Source organism: Bosea sp. 685 (assembly GCF_031884435.1).
Taxonomy (GTDB): Bacteria; Pseudomonadota; Alphaproteobacteria; order Rhizobiales; family Beijerinckiaceae; genus Allobosea.
In genome coordinates, this window is record NZ_CP134779.1 from 3,045,336 (window position 1) to 3,059,570 (window position 14,235).

The following is a 14,235-nucleotide window of genomic DNA, read 5'->3' on the forward strand; positions in this document are numbered from 1 at the left end:
GTCCTGTTCTTGTCGCGCAGCGCCACCCATATAGCTTGCCATTCAGATCAGAGAAACGACTTGTCCCAGATCGAGACCCCTCACGACGATGGCGACATCGTCTATCCCGCCGCCATCCCCTTCGTGCTGGCGCATCTCGCCTGCCTGGGCGCGATCTGGAGCGGCGTGACCTGGACTTCGGTCTGGCTGGCGATCGGCCTGTACTGGCTGCGGATGTTTGCGGTCACGGGCGGCTATCACCGCTATTTCTCGCACCGAACCTACAAGACCAGCCGTTTCGGGCAGTTCCTGCTGGCGCTGCTGGCGCAGTCGACGGCGCAGAAGAGCGTGCTCTGGTGGGCCTCCAAGCACAGGCATCACCACCGCTACGCCGACACCGAGCATGACGTGCACTCGCCGGTGCTGACCTCCTTCGTCTATTCGCATCTCGGCTGGATCTTCGCCCGCGGCCATGACCGCTTCGATCCCTCGACGATCACGGATCTGACGAAGTTCCCGGAATTGCGCCTGCTGCATCGTTTCGAGATCGCGCCCGCCGTCGTGCTCGCCTTGATCTGCTTTGCGATCGATGGCTGGGCCGGGCTGTTCGTCGGCTTCTTCTGGTCGACGGTCTGCGTCTTCCACGCCACCTTCTGCATCAACTCCCTGGCGCATGTGCATGGCGACAAGGACTATGTCACCGGCGACGAGAGCCGCAACAATTGGTGGCTGGCGGTCATCACCATGGGCGAAGGCTGGCACAACAACCATCACGCCTATCAATACAGCGTGCGCCAGGGCTTTCGCTGGTGGCAGTGGGATCCGACCTATTACATTATCCTCGGACTCTCGAAGCTCAAGCTGGTCTGGGAACTGAGGGAGCCGCCGCAAGCGGTCGTCGAGCGCTCCCAGGCGCTACCGCCGCGTGTGATCGAGCGCTCGGCCGAGCGGCTCGCCGCCTCCGTGCCGTTGGAACGCGCCATCGCAGCCTTCTGGGAGGCCTATGCCGCGACGCCGAGCCTGTCAGATCTGCATCTGCCGACCATGACGCTGGCCGATCTGCGCTCGGCGCTGGCCGATCTGCAGCATCGCGCCGGAGATCGCCTGGTCGAAATGCAGCAGCAGGCGCATGAGGCGCTGGCGCAACTGCATCTGCCGGTCCTGCCGACGCGCGAGGAGCTGGCGGAGAAAGCGGCCGCCATGTTCGTCAAGACGCCCTCGCTCGATGCCATCGCGGCGCGCGCCCATGATCTGCTGACCGAGGCGATGCATGCCCGGCTGGTCTCGCAGCCATCGGCGGCCCCGCCGCGCGCCTGATCACTCGGCCGGGAACAGCGCAGCCAGCGCCTCGGCCGCGAGCGCGCGGGTGACGCGCCGGCCGCGTTCGAGCGAAAGCCGGTCGAGTGCATCGACCAGCGCGCGCGCTGCCGCGAAGGAGCGCTCCATCCTGAGCGCCAGCATCTCGATGATGCCGGCGTCGATGATGAGCTGCCGGTCGATGAAGAGCTTGACCAGCACCGCCCGCAACAGCGCGTCGTCGGGCGGTGCGATCGTCGCCTGTGGCGCCAGCCTCAGGCGCGACAGCAGATCGGGCACGCGCAGGCCCCAGAGGTCGGGCGCGCTGCGCGCGGTCAGCAGCAGGAAGCCGCCCTTCGCCTTCATCGCATTCATCAGGTGGAACAGCGCCGGCTCGTCGTCGACGCCCTGGTCGCAATCCTCGACCACGAGCGCGCCGCCGGAGATTAGATGCGGGACGCCGTCCTGCGTGACCTCGGCGACCGAAACCGTCCAGGCATGGGCCATCTTCGCCCAGATCGCGGCGAGATGGGTCTTGCCGGCGCCCTCGGGCCCGACGAGCCGCAGCCAGGATTCAGGCCAGTTCGGCCAGGCCTCGACCAGGCCATAGGCGGCCTCGTTGGAAGGACCGATCAGGAAATCCTCGATCCCGTGGCGGCTGTCGACCGGCAAGTCGAGCGCAAGCTGGCGGGGGCGGCTCGGCAGATCGGACATGGAGATCAGATATCCGCCCCGGTGCGCGCGCGGACCTTCGCGGCCTTGGTCGCGTCGCCGCCATGATAGATGTTGCTGGCGAGGTATTGCCTGAGCGCGAAGCGACAGAGCACGCCCATGACGGCCGCCAGCGGCACCGCCAGCAGCAGGCCGACGAAGCCGAACAGCGTGCCGAAGGCGAGAAGCGCGAACATCAGCCAGACCGGATGCACGCCGATCGAGCCACCGACGAATTTCGGCTGGAAGATGTTGCCTTCGAGGAACTGGCCCGCGGCGAAAACGGCGAGCGTCGCCAGCGGCCAGGTCCAGTCCGGCCAGAACTGGACGATGGCGACGCCGACCGCGAGCACGAGCCCCGTCAGCGAGCCGACATAAGGAATGAAGGAGAGGAAGCCGCTGATGATGCCGATCAACGCGCCGAAATTGACGCCGAGCAGGCTCAGACCCACCGCATAGAAGATACCGAGCAGCAGGCAGACCAGCGCCTGGCCGCGCAGGAAGCCGGCGATGGCGACGTCCATCTCGTTAAGCAGGCCGCGAATGGTATCGCGATGGTCGAGCGGCAGCCAGCCATCGACGGTCGCGATCATGCGGTCCCAATCGACGAGCAGGTAGAAGGCGATCACCGGCGTCAGCACCAGGAGCGAAAACACCCCGATGATGGCGGTGCCGCCGGTCCAGAGCGACTGAAGCACGCTGCCGACCCATTTGGTGCCCTCGCCGACGAGATTGCCGAGCGAACTCTGGGCCTCGGTGGCGAGCTTCGCGCCGCCAAGCCGCTCCAGCCAGGGTGCGCCGCGCTCCAGCACGAGCGCTTGAAGCTTCGCCGCGTCGGCGGGCAGACGCTGGACCAGCCCGGCCAGCTGCTGGCCGAGCAGCGGCGCGAGCAGCACCAGCGCCAGCACGAAGACCAGCAGGAAGACAAACAGGATGACGATCGTCGCCGCGAGCCGGCCCATCCCCATCCTTTCCAGCCGGTCGGCCAAGGGATCGAGCAGATAGGCCAGCGCCAGCGCCGCGACGAAGGGCAGCAGCACGTCGCGCAGCAGCACGAGCAGCAGCACGAACACGACGAGCGAGGCCAGCCAGAAGCCGATTTGACGTTGCAGGGTCATCGATCCAGGCCCCTAATGCGGGATGCGAAGAAGTGGAAACCGACCTTTCGCATGAATCCGGCTCTCACTTGTCGATCAGAAGCGGACACAAAGCTTTGTGGGTCGGTAATCATGCGCTGCACAAATGGGCGAAGCGGACGAAAGTTCCAAGAGCGCCCGAGATCACCGCCGCCCTTCCCGGCTGCCAGCAGCCTCACGCCGCCATGTGCCGCAGCCAGAAGGTGAGATAGGCGGTCATCGAGCCGAGCGTCAACAGCGCCACCAGAAGCTGGCCAAGCTGCATGGCTTGCCCCGGATCGACACCGAAGGCGCGCGAGCCCAGCACCAGCGCGGCGAAGGCGATCTGCGCGGCGGTATTGAGCTTGCTGACGATGAAGGGCGCGATCTCGACCGGCCGCTCCATCACCCAGGACAGGATCACGGCCGAGACGATCATGACGTCGCGCGACACCACCAGGATGACGAGCCAGGAGGGTATGGCCCCGACTATGGCCAGGGTGATGTAGATCGAGACGATCAGCGCCTTGTCGGCCACGGGGTCGAGATAGGCGCCGAGTTCGCTGGCCATGTCGAAGCGCTTGGCGATGAAGCCATCGACGGCGTCCGATACGCCCGCCGCCACGAAGATGATGAAGGCAAGCTGCCAGCGCGCATCGATGATCATGACGATCACGAGCGGCACCAGGATGAGGCGGCCGATGGTGATCAGGTTGGGAAGCGTCATGCGATGGGGTTCGCGCAGGCGGGGCCGTGACGCTAGAACCCGAATCGGTGGATCGGCAAGGGCGAAAGCGCTGTCCCGGCTTGCAAGCGGCGCCGCGCTTGCCTATCGCTCGCCTCAAAGCAGGATGAGGCCGCAGATCATGACAAAGCCCGGCGCGAACGGACTGACCTATGCGCAGGCAGGCGTCGACATCGACGCCGGCAACGCCATGGTCGACGCCATCAAGCCACTCGTACGCTCGACGCGCCGTCCCGGCGCCGACGCCGAGATCGGCGGCTTCGGCGGTTTGTTCGATCTCAAAGCCGCCGGCTTCAACGATCCGATCCTGGTCGCCGCCAATGACGGCGTCGGCACCAAGGTCAAGATCGCGATCGAAAGCGGGCTGCATGCGACGATCGGCATCGACCTCGTCGCGATGTGCGTCAACGACCTTGTCGTGCAAGGCGCCGAGCCGTTGCTCTTCCTCGACTACTACGCCACCGGCAAGCTCGACCCCAAGGTTGGCGTGGAGATCGTGCGCGGCATCGCCGATGGCTGCCGGCAGGCGGGTTGCGCGCTGATCGGCGGGGAGACCGCCGAGATGCCCGGCATGTATGCCGACAAGGATTACGATCTCGCGGGCTTCGCGGTCGGCGCAGCCGAGCGCGGGACGCTGCTGCCGCGTGCCGATCTCGCGGCGGGCGACATCGTCTTCGGCCTGCCCTCCTCCGGCGTGCATTCCAACGGCTACTCGCTGGTCCGCCGCATCGTTACGCTGGCCGGATTGGGTTGGGACGCGCCCGCTCCCTTCGCGCCTGGCCAGAGCCTGGCCGAGGCGCTGCTGACCCCGACGCGGATCTATGTGAAGACCCTGCTCGCGGCGTTGAAGGCGACGGACGGCATCAAGGCCCTCGCCCATATCACCGGCGGCGGTTTTCCCGACAATATCCCTCGCGTCCTGCCCGAAGGGCTCGGCGTCTCGCTCGATCTCTCGGCCATCTCAGTCCCGCCCGTCTTCGCCTGGCTTGCGACGACCGGCGGCGTCGTCGAGCGCGAGATGCTGCGCACCTTCAATTGCGGTATCGGCATGATTGTCGCCGCCGACGCCGCCAAGGCCGATGAGGTCGAGGCCGCCCTGAAGGCCGCCGGCGAACTCGCCATCCGGTTGGGCGAGGTCGTCTCGCTCGCCGCCGGCGACGAGCCCGTCAGCTATCGCGGCAAGCTCGCCCTGTGAGCACGCCGATCCTCCGCAAGCGCACCGCGGTCCTGATCTCCGGGCGCGGTTCCAACATGCAGTCGTTGGCGCAGGCCGCGCAGGCGGATGATTTTCCCGCCGAGATCGCGCTCGTGCTGTCGAACATCCCCGGCGCCGGCGGGCTCGAGCGCGCCAGCGCCTTGGGTATCGCGACCGCGACGGTGGATCACCGCGCCTTCAACAGGGATCGCGAGGCCTTCGAGCGCGCCATGGACGAGGTCCTGCGCATCAACCAGATCGAGCTGATCGCGCTCGCCGGCTTCATGCGGATCATGACGCCCTGGTTCGTCCGGCGCTGGGAAGGGCGGTTGATCAACATCCACCCTTCGCTGCTGCCGCTGTTCAAGGGCACGCATACGCACCGCCAGGCGCTTGAGGCCGGCGTCACGGAGCATGGCTGCAGCGTGCATTTCGTCGTGCCCGAGCTCGATGCCGGACCTGTGATCGCCCAGGCCAAGGTCCCCGTGCTGCCGGGAGACGACGAGGACAGCCTGAGCCAGCGCGTGCTGGCGCAGGAGCTCACGCTTTATCCGCGCGGGCTGGCCGAGGTCGCCTCGGGCCGTGTCGCGCTGGTCGAGGGCACGGTCGCGCGGCTCTGAGCCGCCTCCCGCTGCTCGCAAGCGACCCTGTCGCGCTCATCCTCCTGCTGCTGCCAGCGTCGCAACAGATCGGCGCGCCGCGCCGGGTAGCGCTCCTCGCGCAAGGTGAGGTCGGTGATGCGGTCGGTGCGGAAATGGCGGAACGCCTCGCGCAACTCGCACCAGGCGATAACGATGCGCACCCGCTCGTAGAAGGTCATGCCGATCGGCCAGATCATACGCTGCGATTCCCGCCCCGCTTCGTCGCGATAGCGGATCGAGAGCTTGCGGCCTTGCCGGATCGCGGCGCGGACGCCGGCGACATCGACCTGGTCGACCGGCTTCTCCGAGCCATAGGCGGGGGCGAACAAGGCACCATCGAGCAGGATCGGCTTGAGATGCGTCGGCAGCACGGCCGCGACCTTGCTGACCACATCCTCGGCTGCGCGCGCCAGAACAGGATCGGCCCGCTCGCTGAGCCAGCGCATGCCGACGAGAACCGCCTCGATCTCGTCGGGCGACAGCATCAGCGGCGGCAGGTCGAAGCCGGCGTCGAGGACATAGCCGATACCGGCCTCGCCCCTGACCGGCACGCCCTGGCGCATCAGCGCGGCGATGTCACGATAAACGGTGCGAACCGAGACATCGAGCTCGGCGGCGAGCGTATCGGCCGTCACGGGCCGGCGCCGCCGGCGCAGGCTCTGGATCAGATCGAGCAATCGTTCGGCGCGCTGCATGTTCTTTGTTTCCACCCGAGCTTCGTCAGGTTCAGGATGGCTCAGCCTGCTGACGAATCCTGTCAGGAGCGTGGCAGTAGCGTCCAGGCCAGCGAGAATGCCAAGAGGAAATCGCGCGATGGTCATCCGGCACGGTTTCGGGCCGGGCTTGCGCCTGTCCGATCCGAGCCCGTTCTGCATCAAGGCCGCGATCCTGCTGCGGATGTCGGGGCTACCGTTCCAGCGCGTGACCGGGAACATGCGCAGCGCGCCCAAGAGCAGGGCGCGAAAAAGTGGGCACCGGTTTTTCGCAGGAAAAATACTATAAAATATTGTAATCTATCATATTTTTCGCATTTTGGCGATTTCGTCCGCATGAGACGTGATCTAGCGATACGCCTTGCGGCGGCGACGCGGTGCTGAGCGCTTTCACGATGTCGGCGCTCAGCCCGATCTTCGACTCCGCCATCCGCGGCGTCGTCGAAACCCACCCCAGTCTCGTCGCTTATGAAGCGCGGATCAGGGCGCGTTTCTTTCTGGAAGCCGCAGCCGTCAGAGCGGCCGCTTGAGCTTGCAGGTGTCGATGAACTGCAAACCCTTCTCGCGCGCCGTGTCGTTGAAATAGCCGGTGTCGCGAAAAGCCTGGATCTCGTCCTTGGACATGGCGTTGACCGTGCCCTTGGCGTAGCAGCTGCACGGCGTATGCACCGCCTCGCGGGTCGTCTGCAGCAGCTGCGACTGGGTGTGCAGGCAGGCGTCGAAGGCGCGCAGCTGGATCATGTAGGGGGTGAGGTTCTTCGCCGTCGGATCCGGCGGCGGGAGCGGCGCGGAGCTGCTCGCGGCCAGCACGACCGAGCCCATCAGCACAGACAATCCACCGGCCAAAACGACCGCACCCATCCGCCGCATCATCATGATTTCACAAGCCCTAAGAAAACGGGCCCCTGATCGCATGATTCATGCCTCGCCCGCGCGTCGGCGATGGTTCACAGCGCCCCGCAAAGGTCAAGAGCGCGGAAGGTCACGCCCGCTTGATCCACACCTTCACGTCATGAAAAGCAGCGCCGCCGAAGGGGGCTACGGCGTCCGCTCCCGTGATCGTGTTGATGCCGCGCCCATGCCTGTGCGCCGCATTGGGCCAGATCGACTCGGCAATGACGACGCCGCGCACCAACCCCTCGAACAGTACGGCATGGAGATACACGCTGCCGCGGCTGTTGCCGACCACGACTTCGTCATCGGCGGCGATGCCAAGCTTTTCCGCGTCACCGGGATGCAGCATCAGCGTCGGCCGCCCCTCCTTCTTCTGGGAGCCCGGGGTCTCGGTGAAGGTCGAGTTCAGGAAGCTGCGCGCCGGGCTCGTCGCCAGGCGGAAGGGGTGCTCCGCATCAGCACTCTCGATGACGGCCCAGTAGTCGGGCAGCACCGGCATCTGCTCGTAAGGACCGACCGTGCCGGCATTGGCGTTGGGCACCTTCGGCCAATCCGGCTTGAAGCGGAATTTCTTGTCGCGGTAGCCGAAACCATCGAGATAATGCGCCGTGCGATAATCCGGCTGCACGTCATGGAAATCATTGGCGATCAATTCGTCGAGCGTGCCGCGCCCGCTCTCGCGCAACGTCCAGTCGACGATCTCGCGCGGCGACATCTGGAAGCCGCGATGCTGCGCACCGAGCCGCTCGGCGAGCGCACTGACGACCTCATGGTTCGAGCGGCATTCGCCCGGCGGATCGACCAGCTTGCCGCCCCACATGATGTGCTGGTGGCCGCCGCCCTGATAGATGTCGTCATGCTCCATGAACTGGGTCGCCGGCAGCACGATATCAGCCATCTGAGCCGTCTCGGTCATGAACTGCTCATGGACCACGGTGAACAGGTCGTCGCGGGCAAAGCCCTGCTTGACCAGTTCCTGCTCGGGCGCGACCGAGATCGGATTGGTGTTCTGGATGAACAGCGCCTTGACCGGCCCGCCTTGCCGCAGTGCCTCGGCATCGCCGGTCAGAACGCGGCCGATCTGCGACTGATCGAGCTGGCGAATTTTCGGATCGATGAGGTCGAGCCCCTCGATCAGGCTCTTGCGCCATTTGTAGATGCCGCTGTTGCTGTGGAAGGCGCCGCCGCCCTCATATTGCCAGGCTCCTGTAACGGTTGGCACAGACAGCGCCGCATGCATCGAGACCGCACCATTACGCTGGCGGGCAAAACCATAGCCCAGCCGGAAGAAGCTCTTCTTGCGCGTGCCGACGAGAGCCGCGAACTCTTCGATCTGCGCGACCTCGAGCCCGGTGATCGCAGCCGCCCATTCCGGCGTGCGGCCGGCGAGATGCGCCTCCAGCTCGTCTGGAGCATCGGTGTGCCGCGCCAGATAGTCGCGGTCGGCATGGCCATCACGGAAGAGGACATGCATCACCGCGCAGGCCAGCGCCGCATCCGTGCCCGGCCGCAGCACCAAGGCGAGGTCGGCCTGGGCGAGCGTGGCATTGTGATAGATGTCGATGGCGACGATCTTGGCGCCGCGCGTCTTCCGCGCCTTGACGGCGTGGTGCATCACATTGACCTGGGTGTGCACGGCATTGGTGCCCCAGATCACCACGCAATCCGACTTGGCCATCTCGCGCGGATCCGGGCCTGCGAGGCGGCCCGTGCCGGCGATGAAGCCGGTCCAGGCCATGGTGGTGCAGATCGTCGAATATTGACCGGAATAGCCCTTGGCGTGGCGCAGGCGGTTGATGCCGTCGCGCATGACGAGGCCCATTGTGCCCGCATAGTAATAGGGCCAGACGGCCTGCGCGCCGTGCTCGTGCTCGATCGCCAGGAAACGCCGCGCGATCTCGTCGAGTGCCTCGTCCCAGGATATCCGCTCGAACTGGCCCGAGCCCTTCGGGCCGGTCCTGCGCAGCGGGTGGAGCAGCCGGTCGGGATGGTGGATGCGCTCGGAATAACGCGCGACCTTGGCGCAGATCACCCCGTCCGTATAGCTCTGGCGCTTGCTGCCGCGCACACGCCCTATGCTGCGCCCATCGATGACCTCGACCTCCAGAGAACAGGCGGAGGGGCAGTCATGCGGGCAAACCGATGGCAGATGGGCGATGCGGGGGAGCTCAGTCATAACTGCTTATTAGACGAGTTTCAGAGCAGGAGAAATGGCGTGCCCACGCCGTCACCCTTTCCCAACGCGCCTCGGGTGCGGCAGATACGCGGGTGTCAACCGGCGGTTAACACTAACGAGTCAAGTTGAATGAGGTTGTGTTCGAAAAGGCGCCGCTTGCGCCGGAGTTCTCATCGATGCGTTGCGTTGTGTTCCTGGCGGGCCTGCTGGCCTGTCTCGTCCTTTCGTCCGGCCAGCGCGCTTCTGCGCAGTCGAGCGACTACACCACCCTCACCTCGCCCGAATCTGCGCAGCACTGGAATCTGACGCTGGGAGCCGGCCTGCGCTACCAGCCCGATTATTCAGGCTCCAACAACTATGTCTTCCGGCCGCGCCCGATCATCTCGCTCGGCAAGGGCGTGAAGAGCACCTGGTGGGTGGCCGAGGATGATGCTCTCTCGATCGGCTTCTTCTCCGGCAAGGGCTGGCGCATCGGCTTCTCCGGCAATCTGCTCTGGGAGCGCAAGGCCAGCACCAACCCCGCTCTGGTCGCGGTTCCCGACACGAAGTTCGGATTCGAGGCCGGCGGCTTCGCCGAGTTCTACCCGGCCTCTTGGCTGCGTGCCCGCGTCGATCTGCGGCGCGGCTTCATTGCCCATGACGCGCTGGTCGCCGAACTCAAGCTCGACGCCATCGCCAGGGTCGGCCAGTGGTCGTTCGGCGCCGGTCCGCGCATGAGCATCGTCGGCGCCGATTATCTGCGGACCTATTTCGGGTCCTATCCCGGCGTCGCCGGCACCGGCGGGCTGCTGCAGCGCTTCAATGCCGGGGTCCATTCCTATGGCGCGATCGCGCAGGCGACCTATAACTGGTCCGAGCGCCTCTCGACCACGACCTATATCGAGTACAAGCGCCTGGTCGGCGACGCAGCCAAGGCGCCGATCGTGAAAACCTATGGCTCGCGCGACTCGATCACGCTCGGCATCTCGGCAAGCTACGCCTTCGATCTCGGCTTCTGAGCGCGAACTCCGGACCCCGTGGGCCAGGACCAGGCCACGGGGTTTCATCGGCAAGGCCTACGCACTATATCCTCTAGAGACTAGAGCATCGACCCGAGAAGTGGGAACCGGTTTTCGGGGCAAGCCGATGCAGAGGATTAGGAGGTCATCGTGATGGAGCAAATGCCGATCGGCGCGCTGTCGGAGGCGACGGGCGTCAAGGTTCCGACGATCCGCTTCTACGAGGAGATCGGGCTCCTGCCCGCCCCCATTCGCACGCAGAGCAACCGCCGCAGCTATGGCGACGCTCATCTGCAGCGCCTGCGCTTCATCCGGCATGCGCGCGATCTCGGCTTCGCCGTCGACGATATCCGCGAATTGCTGGCGATGGCGGCCGAGCCGCAGGCCTCATGCGACCGCGCCGACAGCATCGCGCAACGCCATCTCGCCGATGTCGAGCGGCGCATCGCCCAGCTCCAGTCGCTGCGCGGCGAGCTCCAGCGCATGGTCGGCGAATGCCAGCACGGTCGGGTCGCCGAATGCCGGGTGATCGAATCCCTCGCCGATCACGGCCACTGCCTGCACGATCACCGCGTGGCCTGAACAAAAAAGGCGGGCTCGAGAGCCCGCCTGCACATCGTGCAATCCAGCATCATCCTGAAACTGCGCCGCTGGGCGGCTTGCCCAAGACGACCGCGTGACAAGACGACGGCGTGGATTTTGAGAGATCAGCCGACGATCTCGTTGCCGGCGAAGAACTGCGCGATCTCGATCGCGGCCGTCTCAGGCGCGTCGGAGCCGTGCACAGTGTTCTCGCCGACCGACTGAGCGAAGAGCTTGCGGATCGTGCCCTCGGCAGCATTGGCCGGGTTGGTGGCGCCCATCACGTCGCGATAGGTCGCAATCGCGTTCTCGCCTTCGAGAACCTGCACCACGACCGGGGCGGAGATCATGAACTCGACCAGCTCGCCGAAGAAGGGACGTGCCGAGTGAACCGCATAGAACGTCTCGGCCTGGGCCTTGGTCATCTGGATGCGCTTCTGCGCGACGATGCGCAGGCCGGCCTTCTCGATGACCGCGTTGACCGCGCCGGTGAGATTGCGCCGCGTCGCATCGGGCTTGAGAATGGAGAAGGTACGCTGGACAGCCATCGTTGGTTCCTTAGGGACAATCTGGGAGTGCGCGGCTTATAGCGACCGCTTTCCCGCCCCACAAGGCTCGCCGGGGCTTCGGCGGATCGCTGCGGCAATCAATGGCGCGTCAGGAAGCTGCGGGCCTCGCGCAGCGCCTCGGCGATCTCATCGCGCGTCATTTCGAGCGCCAGTTCCTGGCGATGGGCGGCGGCCCGGCCACAACCGCGCGCCTGGGCGACGTTGAACCATTTCTGCGCCGCGACGAGGTCGACCGGCTGATTGCGGCCCGCTGCGTACATCAGCCCAAGCTCGTAATAAGCCTCGGCAGATGCTTCCGTCGGGATCACCAGCGAAGCGGGGATCGCGCTCATTTCCATGCGTGCCATGACAGCCACCCTCTTGTCCTGTTGCGCCGAGCACCCGTCCAGGGCCGCGGCTGGTGACGACGAGATTTGGCCACAGCCCTTAAAGAGGCCGCTAAAAATCGCGATGAATCGAAGCTCAACGAGATGTAATCGCCGGGTTAAATCAACGAAGGATTCATGCTGGAAGCACGAAAAGCCATGTGATTTCAAAGACCTCTCGTTTGGTCAGCGTTCGCCGCGTTGACGCGATGTTCACCTTGGCGCGCGGTTGCCCGCTTCATTCTCCCGTTAAAGCAGGCTTGCTCCCGTTAAAGCAGGCTTGGAGACGGATCGTGCCTCCGATATGGTTCATATCTGAACCATGCAGCATAGCTGGTCGGATAAGGGAGGATCGACATGAACAAGCACGCAATCGCAGGCCGCCCCAAGCTTCTGGGTCTCGGGATCCTGATCGGAATGGCTGCGACGCCTGCAATGGCCCAGGATGTCACCGGCACATGGCTGCGCGATACCGGCGCCTCGCGCGTCCGCTTCGCCAAATGCGGTGAAGCGGTCTGCGGCACCATCGCCTGGCTCAAGGATCCCAACGGTCCTGCCAAGATCGGCCAGCGCATCTTCTACGACATGAAGCCGGCCGGCACCGGCAAATGGAGCGGCAGCGCCTTCAACCCCGAGGACGGCAAGACCTATTCGGGCACGATGACGCTGGCCGGCGACGCACTGACGACATCGGGCTGTGTGCTCGGCGGGCTGATCTGTCGCTCGGTAAAGTGGTCACGGGCGAACTGACGCGCGAAGCGCAGGCGGAGCTGCGGCCTCATCGTCATGGTCGGGCTTGTCCCGACCATCCACGTCTTCGCCGGTCGAGACCTGTGTTCAAGGCGTGGATGCTCGCCACAAGGGCGAGCATGACGGCTTCAAGCCTCAGCGTGCCTTCTGGCCGAACAACATCGCGTGCTCCTCGGGCGCGCGCTGCTCCGGCGGCTTGCGCAGCTCCGAAGCGACGGCAAGGCCACGCTCGACGGCCGGTCGTGCTAGCATCGTCGCGATCCAGCGCTCGACATGGGGGAACTGCTTGATGTCCTGGCCCTGGCGCTCCCAACCGCGCGCCCAACCGATGCAAGCCATATCGGCGATCGAATAGTCGCCGGTGATGTAGTCGCGACCGGCGAGGCGCTTGTTCAGGACGCCATAGAGGCGGTTCGCCTCGTTGGTATAGCGCTCGATGGCATAGGGCACCTGCTCGGGTGCATAGAGCCGGAAATGATGGGTCTGGCCGAGCATCGGACCAAAGCCGCCCATCTGCCAGAACAGCCATTCATCGACCGCGACGCGGCCGCGCTCCTCGGTGGGATAGAACTTGCCGGTCTTGCGACCGAGATATTGCAGGATCGCGCCGGATTCGAAGACCGAGATCGGCTTCCCGTCCGGCCCCTCGGGATCGACGATCGCGGGCATGCGGTTATTGGGCGAGATCGCCAGGAACTCCGGCTTGAACTGGTCGCCCTTGCCGATGTTCACGGGAATGACGGTGTAGGGCAGCCCGCACTCCTCGAGCATGATCGAGATTTTCCAGCCATTCGGGGTTGGCCAGTAATGGAGGTCGATCGGCTTGGTCTGGCTGGCGGACATGCTGAAGCTTCCTGTCGCGAGTGGCGGAGCCGCAAGATGTAGGCCTCCCGAGCGCTGCCCGGAAGTGCATCCGGCCCGCTTGGCGCGCGGCCTTGCCATGTCGTGAAAACGCGCCGCCTGGGGCAGCGCGCTCGGCCGCTACGGCTCGATCACGAATTTGAAGCCCTCATGGCTCTGGGCGAAACCGAGATTGACGTAAAAGCGATGCGCGTCGACGCGCGCCTTGTCGGAGGTCAGCTCGACGATGCCTGCCCCCTTCTCCCCAGCGAAGGCGAGCGCGTGGCGCATCATCACTGCGCCGATGCCTAGGCTGCGGCTCTCGGGCGCGACATGGACGCTTTCGATCTTGGCACGCTTGCGACCGCGCGCGACGAGCCCGGGGATCAGCGTGACCTGGAAGGTGCCGACGACCCGCCCCAACCGCTCCGCCACGAACAATGTGTTGTGAGGGCTGGCCGCGATCTCGTCGAAGGCATCGAGATAAGCTGGATGTGCGACCTCGACGGCGATCTCCTCGAGGCTCCTGGGCTGCCGCGCCGCGCCCAGCATGATCAGGGTGGCGATGCGGGGCGCGTCGGTCCGCACGGCCTTGCGGATCGTGATCTCCGCGGGATCGATGGCGCTGCGGCTCATGCTCTGGTCCTTGATCTCATCATCACTCGA

17 protein-coding genes are annotated in these 14,235 nt (G+C 65.4%); 7 read left to right on the forward strand and 10 right to left on the reverse strand.

Annotated features, from left to right (window positions below):
- The first annotated feature begins 60 nt into the window (after positions 1–60).
- Positions 61–1,296 (forward strand): acyl-CoA desaturase, encoded by a 1,236-nt coding sequence (locus RMR04_RS15760; RefSeq protein ID WP_311915536.1) that lies wholly within the window; start codon positions 61–63, stop codon positions 1,294–1,296.
- Here the strand turns inward: RMR04_RS15760 and RMR04_RS15765 are convergent, their stop codons facing one another.
- The 3 genes from RMR04_RS15765 to RMR04_RS15775 form a co-directional block, all read right to left on the reverse strand.
- Positions 1,297–1,989: a P-loop NTPase family protein gene (locus RMR04_RS15765; RefSeq protein WP_311915538.1), complete on the reverse strand. Its 693-nt coding sequence runs from the start codon at positions 1,987–1,989 to the stop codon at positions 1,297–1,299.
- Positions 1,990–1,994: 5 nt separating this feature from the next.
- The gene (locus RMR04_RS15770; protein WP_311915539.1) at positions 1,995–3,104 is read right to left on the reverse strand and encodes an AI-2E family transporter; all 1,110 of its coding nucleotides are present in this window, start codon (positions 3,102–3,104) and stop codon (positions 1,995–1,997) included.
- A gap of 193 nt (positions 3,105–3,297) precedes the next feature.
- Complete coding sequence (locus tag RMR04_RS15775) at positions 3,298–3,828, reverse strand: CDP-alcohol phosphatidyltransferase family protein (protein WP_311915540.1); 531 nt, start codon at positions 3,826–3,828, stop codon at positions 3,298–3,300.
- A gap of 139 nt (positions 3,829–3,967) precedes the next feature.
- On the opposite strand from RMR04_RS15775, the gene purM reads away from it, so the two are divergent.
- Both purM and purN read left to right on the forward strand, forming a co-directional pair.
- Entirely contained in the window at positions 3,968–5,041 is a 1,074-nt protein-coding gene (purM, locus tag RMR04_RS15780; protein ID WP_311915541.1) for a phosphoribosylformylglycinamidine cyclo-ligase, read from the forward strand.
- Positions 5,038–5,661 carry a phosphoribosylglycinamide formyltransferase gene (gene purN, locus RMR04_RS15785; RefSeq protein WP_311915542.1) on the forward strand — a complete coding sequence of 208 codons (624 nt, stop codon included), beginning with the start codon at positions 5,038–5,040 and terminating at the stop codon, positions 5,659–5,661. Before purM ends, purN begins: the two co-directional genes overlap by 4 nt.
- Here purN and RMR04_RS15790 read toward each other — a convergent pair.
- The gene (locus tag RMR04_RS15790) at positions 5,589–6,377 is read right to left on the reverse strand and encodes a helix-turn-helix transcriptional regulator (RefSeq protein ID WP_311915543.1); all 789 of its coding nucleotides are present in this window, start codon (positions 6,375–6,377) and stop codon (positions 5,589–5,591) included. The two genes, purN and RMR04_RS15790, sit on opposite strands and share 73 nt — an antisense overlap.
- Positions 6,378–6,790: 413 nt before the next feature.
- Here RMR04_RS15790 and RMR04_RS15795 point away from each other — a divergent pair, with 413 nt between their 5' ends.
- Positions 6,791–6,925, forward strand: a complete 135-nt coding sequence (locus RMR04_RS15795; RefSeq protein WP_311915544.1) for a hypothetical protein — start codon at positions 6,791–6,793, stop codon at positions 6,923–6,925.
- Here RMR04_RS15795 and RMR04_RS15800 read toward each other — a convergent pair.
- Complete coding sequence (locus RMR04_RS15800; RefSeq protein ID WP_311915545.1) at positions 6,909–7,256, reverse strand: hypothetical protein; 348 nt, start codon at positions 7,254–7,256, stop codon at positions 6,909–6,911. The two genes, RMR04_RS15795 and RMR04_RS15800, sit on opposite strands and share 17 nt — an antisense overlap.
- Positions 7,257–7,377: 121 nt before the next feature.
- Positions 7,378–9,465, reverse strand: a complete 2,088-nt coding sequence (locus tag RMR04_RS15805; protein WP_311915546.1) for a molybdopterin-containing oxidoreductase family protein — start codon at positions 9,463–9,465, stop codon at positions 7,378–7,380.
- Between the two features lie 176 nt (positions 9,466–9,641).
- Between RMR04_RS15805 and RMR04_RS15810 the strand changes: the two genes are divergently transcribed.
- A complete protein-coding gene (locus RMR04_RS15810; protein ID WP_311915547.1) occupies positions 9,642–10,463 on the forward strand; it encodes a MipA/OmpV family protein in 822 nt (273 codons plus the stop codon).
- Positions 10,464–10,616: 153 nt separating this feature from the next.
- A complete protein-coding gene (locus RMR04_RS15815) occupies positions 10,617–11,045 on the forward strand; it encodes a MerR family transcriptional regulator (RefSeq protein WP_092165058.1) in 429 nt (142 codons plus the stop codon).
- Between the two features lie 125 nt (positions 11,046–11,170).
- Here RMR04_RS15815 and ndk read toward each other — a convergent pair whose 3' ends face one another.
- Together ndk and RMR04_RS15825 are read right to left on the reverse strand one after the other, a co-directional pair.
- Positions 11,171–11,593 (reverse strand): nucleoside-diphosphate kinase, encoded by a 423-nt coding sequence (ndk, locus tag RMR04_RS15820; RefSeq protein WP_310154174.1) that lies wholly within the window; start codon positions 11,591–11,593, stop codon positions 11,171–11,173.
- Positions 11,594–11,691: 98 nt separating this feature from the next.
- Positions 11,692–11,961 carry an SEL1-like repeat protein gene (locus RMR04_RS15825; RefSeq protein WP_311915548.1) on the reverse strand — a complete coding sequence of 90 codons (270 nt, stop codon included), beginning with the start codon at positions 11,959–11,961 and terminating at the stop codon, positions 11,692–11,694.
- 435 nt (positions 11,962–12,396) lie between these two features.
- Between RMR04_RS15825 and RMR04_RS15830 the strand changes: the two genes are divergently transcribed.
- Positions 12,397–12,729, forward strand: a complete 333-nt coding sequence (locus tag RMR04_RS15830) for a DUF2147 domain-containing protein (RefSeq protein ID WP_410492266.1) — start codon at positions 12,397–12,399, stop codon at positions 12,727–12,729.
- Between the two features lie 135 nt (positions 12,730–12,864).
- Here the strand turns inward: RMR04_RS15830 and RMR04_RS15835 are convergent, their stop codons facing one another.
- The gene (locus RMR04_RS15835) at positions 12,865–13,572 is read right to left on the reverse strand and encodes a glutathione S-transferase N-terminal domain-containing protein (RefSeq protein WP_311915550.1); all 708 of its coding nucleotides are present in this window, start codon (positions 13,570–13,572) and stop codon (positions 12,865–12,867) included.
- Positions 13,573–13,710: 138 nt separating this feature from the next.
- Entirely contained in the window at positions 13,711–14,205 is a 495-nt protein-coding gene (locus RMR04_RS15840; RefSeq protein ID WP_311915551.1) for a GNAT family N-acetyltransferase, read from the reverse strand.
- Between the last annotated feature and the right edge of the window lie 30 nt (positions 14,206–14,235).

Bases quoted from the DNA above. Each gene is read 5' to 3' on its own strand.
- RMR04_RS15765 (WP_311915538.1), bottom strand. From the start codon at position 1,989: ATGTCCGATCTGCCGAGCCGCCCCCGCCAGCTTGCGCTCGACTTGCCG.
- RMR04_RS15770 (WP_311915539.1), bottom strand. From the start codon at position 3,104: ATGACCCTGCAACGTCAAATCGGCTTCTGGCTGGCCTCGCTCGTCGTG.
- RMR04_RS15775 (WP_311915540.1), bottom strand. From the start codon at position 3,828: ATGACGCTTCCCAACCTGATCACCATCGGCCGCCTCATCCTGGTGCCG.
- purM (WP_311915541.1), top strand. From the start codon at position 3,968: ATGACAAAGCCCGGCGCGAACGGACTGACCTATGCGCAGGCAGGCGTC.
- RMR04_RS15790 (WP_311915543.1), bottom strand. From the start codon at position 6,377: ATGCAGCGCGCCGAACGATTGCTCGATCTGATCCAGAGCCTGCGCCGG.
- RMR04_RS15795 (WP_311915544.1), top strand. From the start codon at position 6,791: ATGTCGGCGCTCAGCCCGATCTTCGACTCCGCCATCCGCGGCGTCGTC.
- RMR04_RS15800 (WP_311915545.1), bottom strand. From the start codon at position 7,256: ATGGGTGCGGTCGTTTTGGCCGGTGGATTGTCTGTGCTGATGGGCTCG.
- RMR04_RS15805 (WP_311915546.1), bottom strand. From the start codon at position 9,465: ATGACTGAGCTCCCCCGCATCGCCCATCTGCCATCGGTTTGCCCGCAT.
- RMR04_RS15810 (WP_311915547.1), top strand. From the start codon at position 9,642: ATGCGTTGCGTTGTGTTCCTGGCGGGCCTGCTGGCCTGTCTCGTCCTT.
- RMR04_RS15815 (WP_092165058.1), top strand. From the start codon at position 10,617: ATGGAGCAAATGCCGATCGGCGCGCTGTCGGAGGCGACGGGCGTCAAG.
- ndk (WP_310154174.1), bottom strand. From the start codon at position 11,593: ATGGCTGTCCAGCGTACCTTCTCCATTCTCAAGCCCGATGCGACGCGG.
- RMR04_RS15825 (WP_311915548.1), bottom strand. From the start codon at position 11,961: ATGGCACGCATGGAAATGAGCGCGATCCCCGCTTCGCTGGTGATCCCG.
- RMR04_RS15830 (WP_410492266.1), top strand. From the start codon at position 12,397: ATGGCTGCGACGCCTGCAATGGCCCAGGATGTCACCGGCACATGGCTG.
- RMR04_RS15835 (WP_311915550.1), bottom strand. From the start codon at position 13,572: ATGTCCGCCAGCCAGACCAAGCCGATCGACCTCCATTACTGGCCAACC.
- RMR04_RS15840 (WP_311915551.1), bottom strand. From the start codon at position 14,205: ATGAGCCGCAGCGCCATCGATCCCGCGGAGATCACGATCCGCAAGGCC.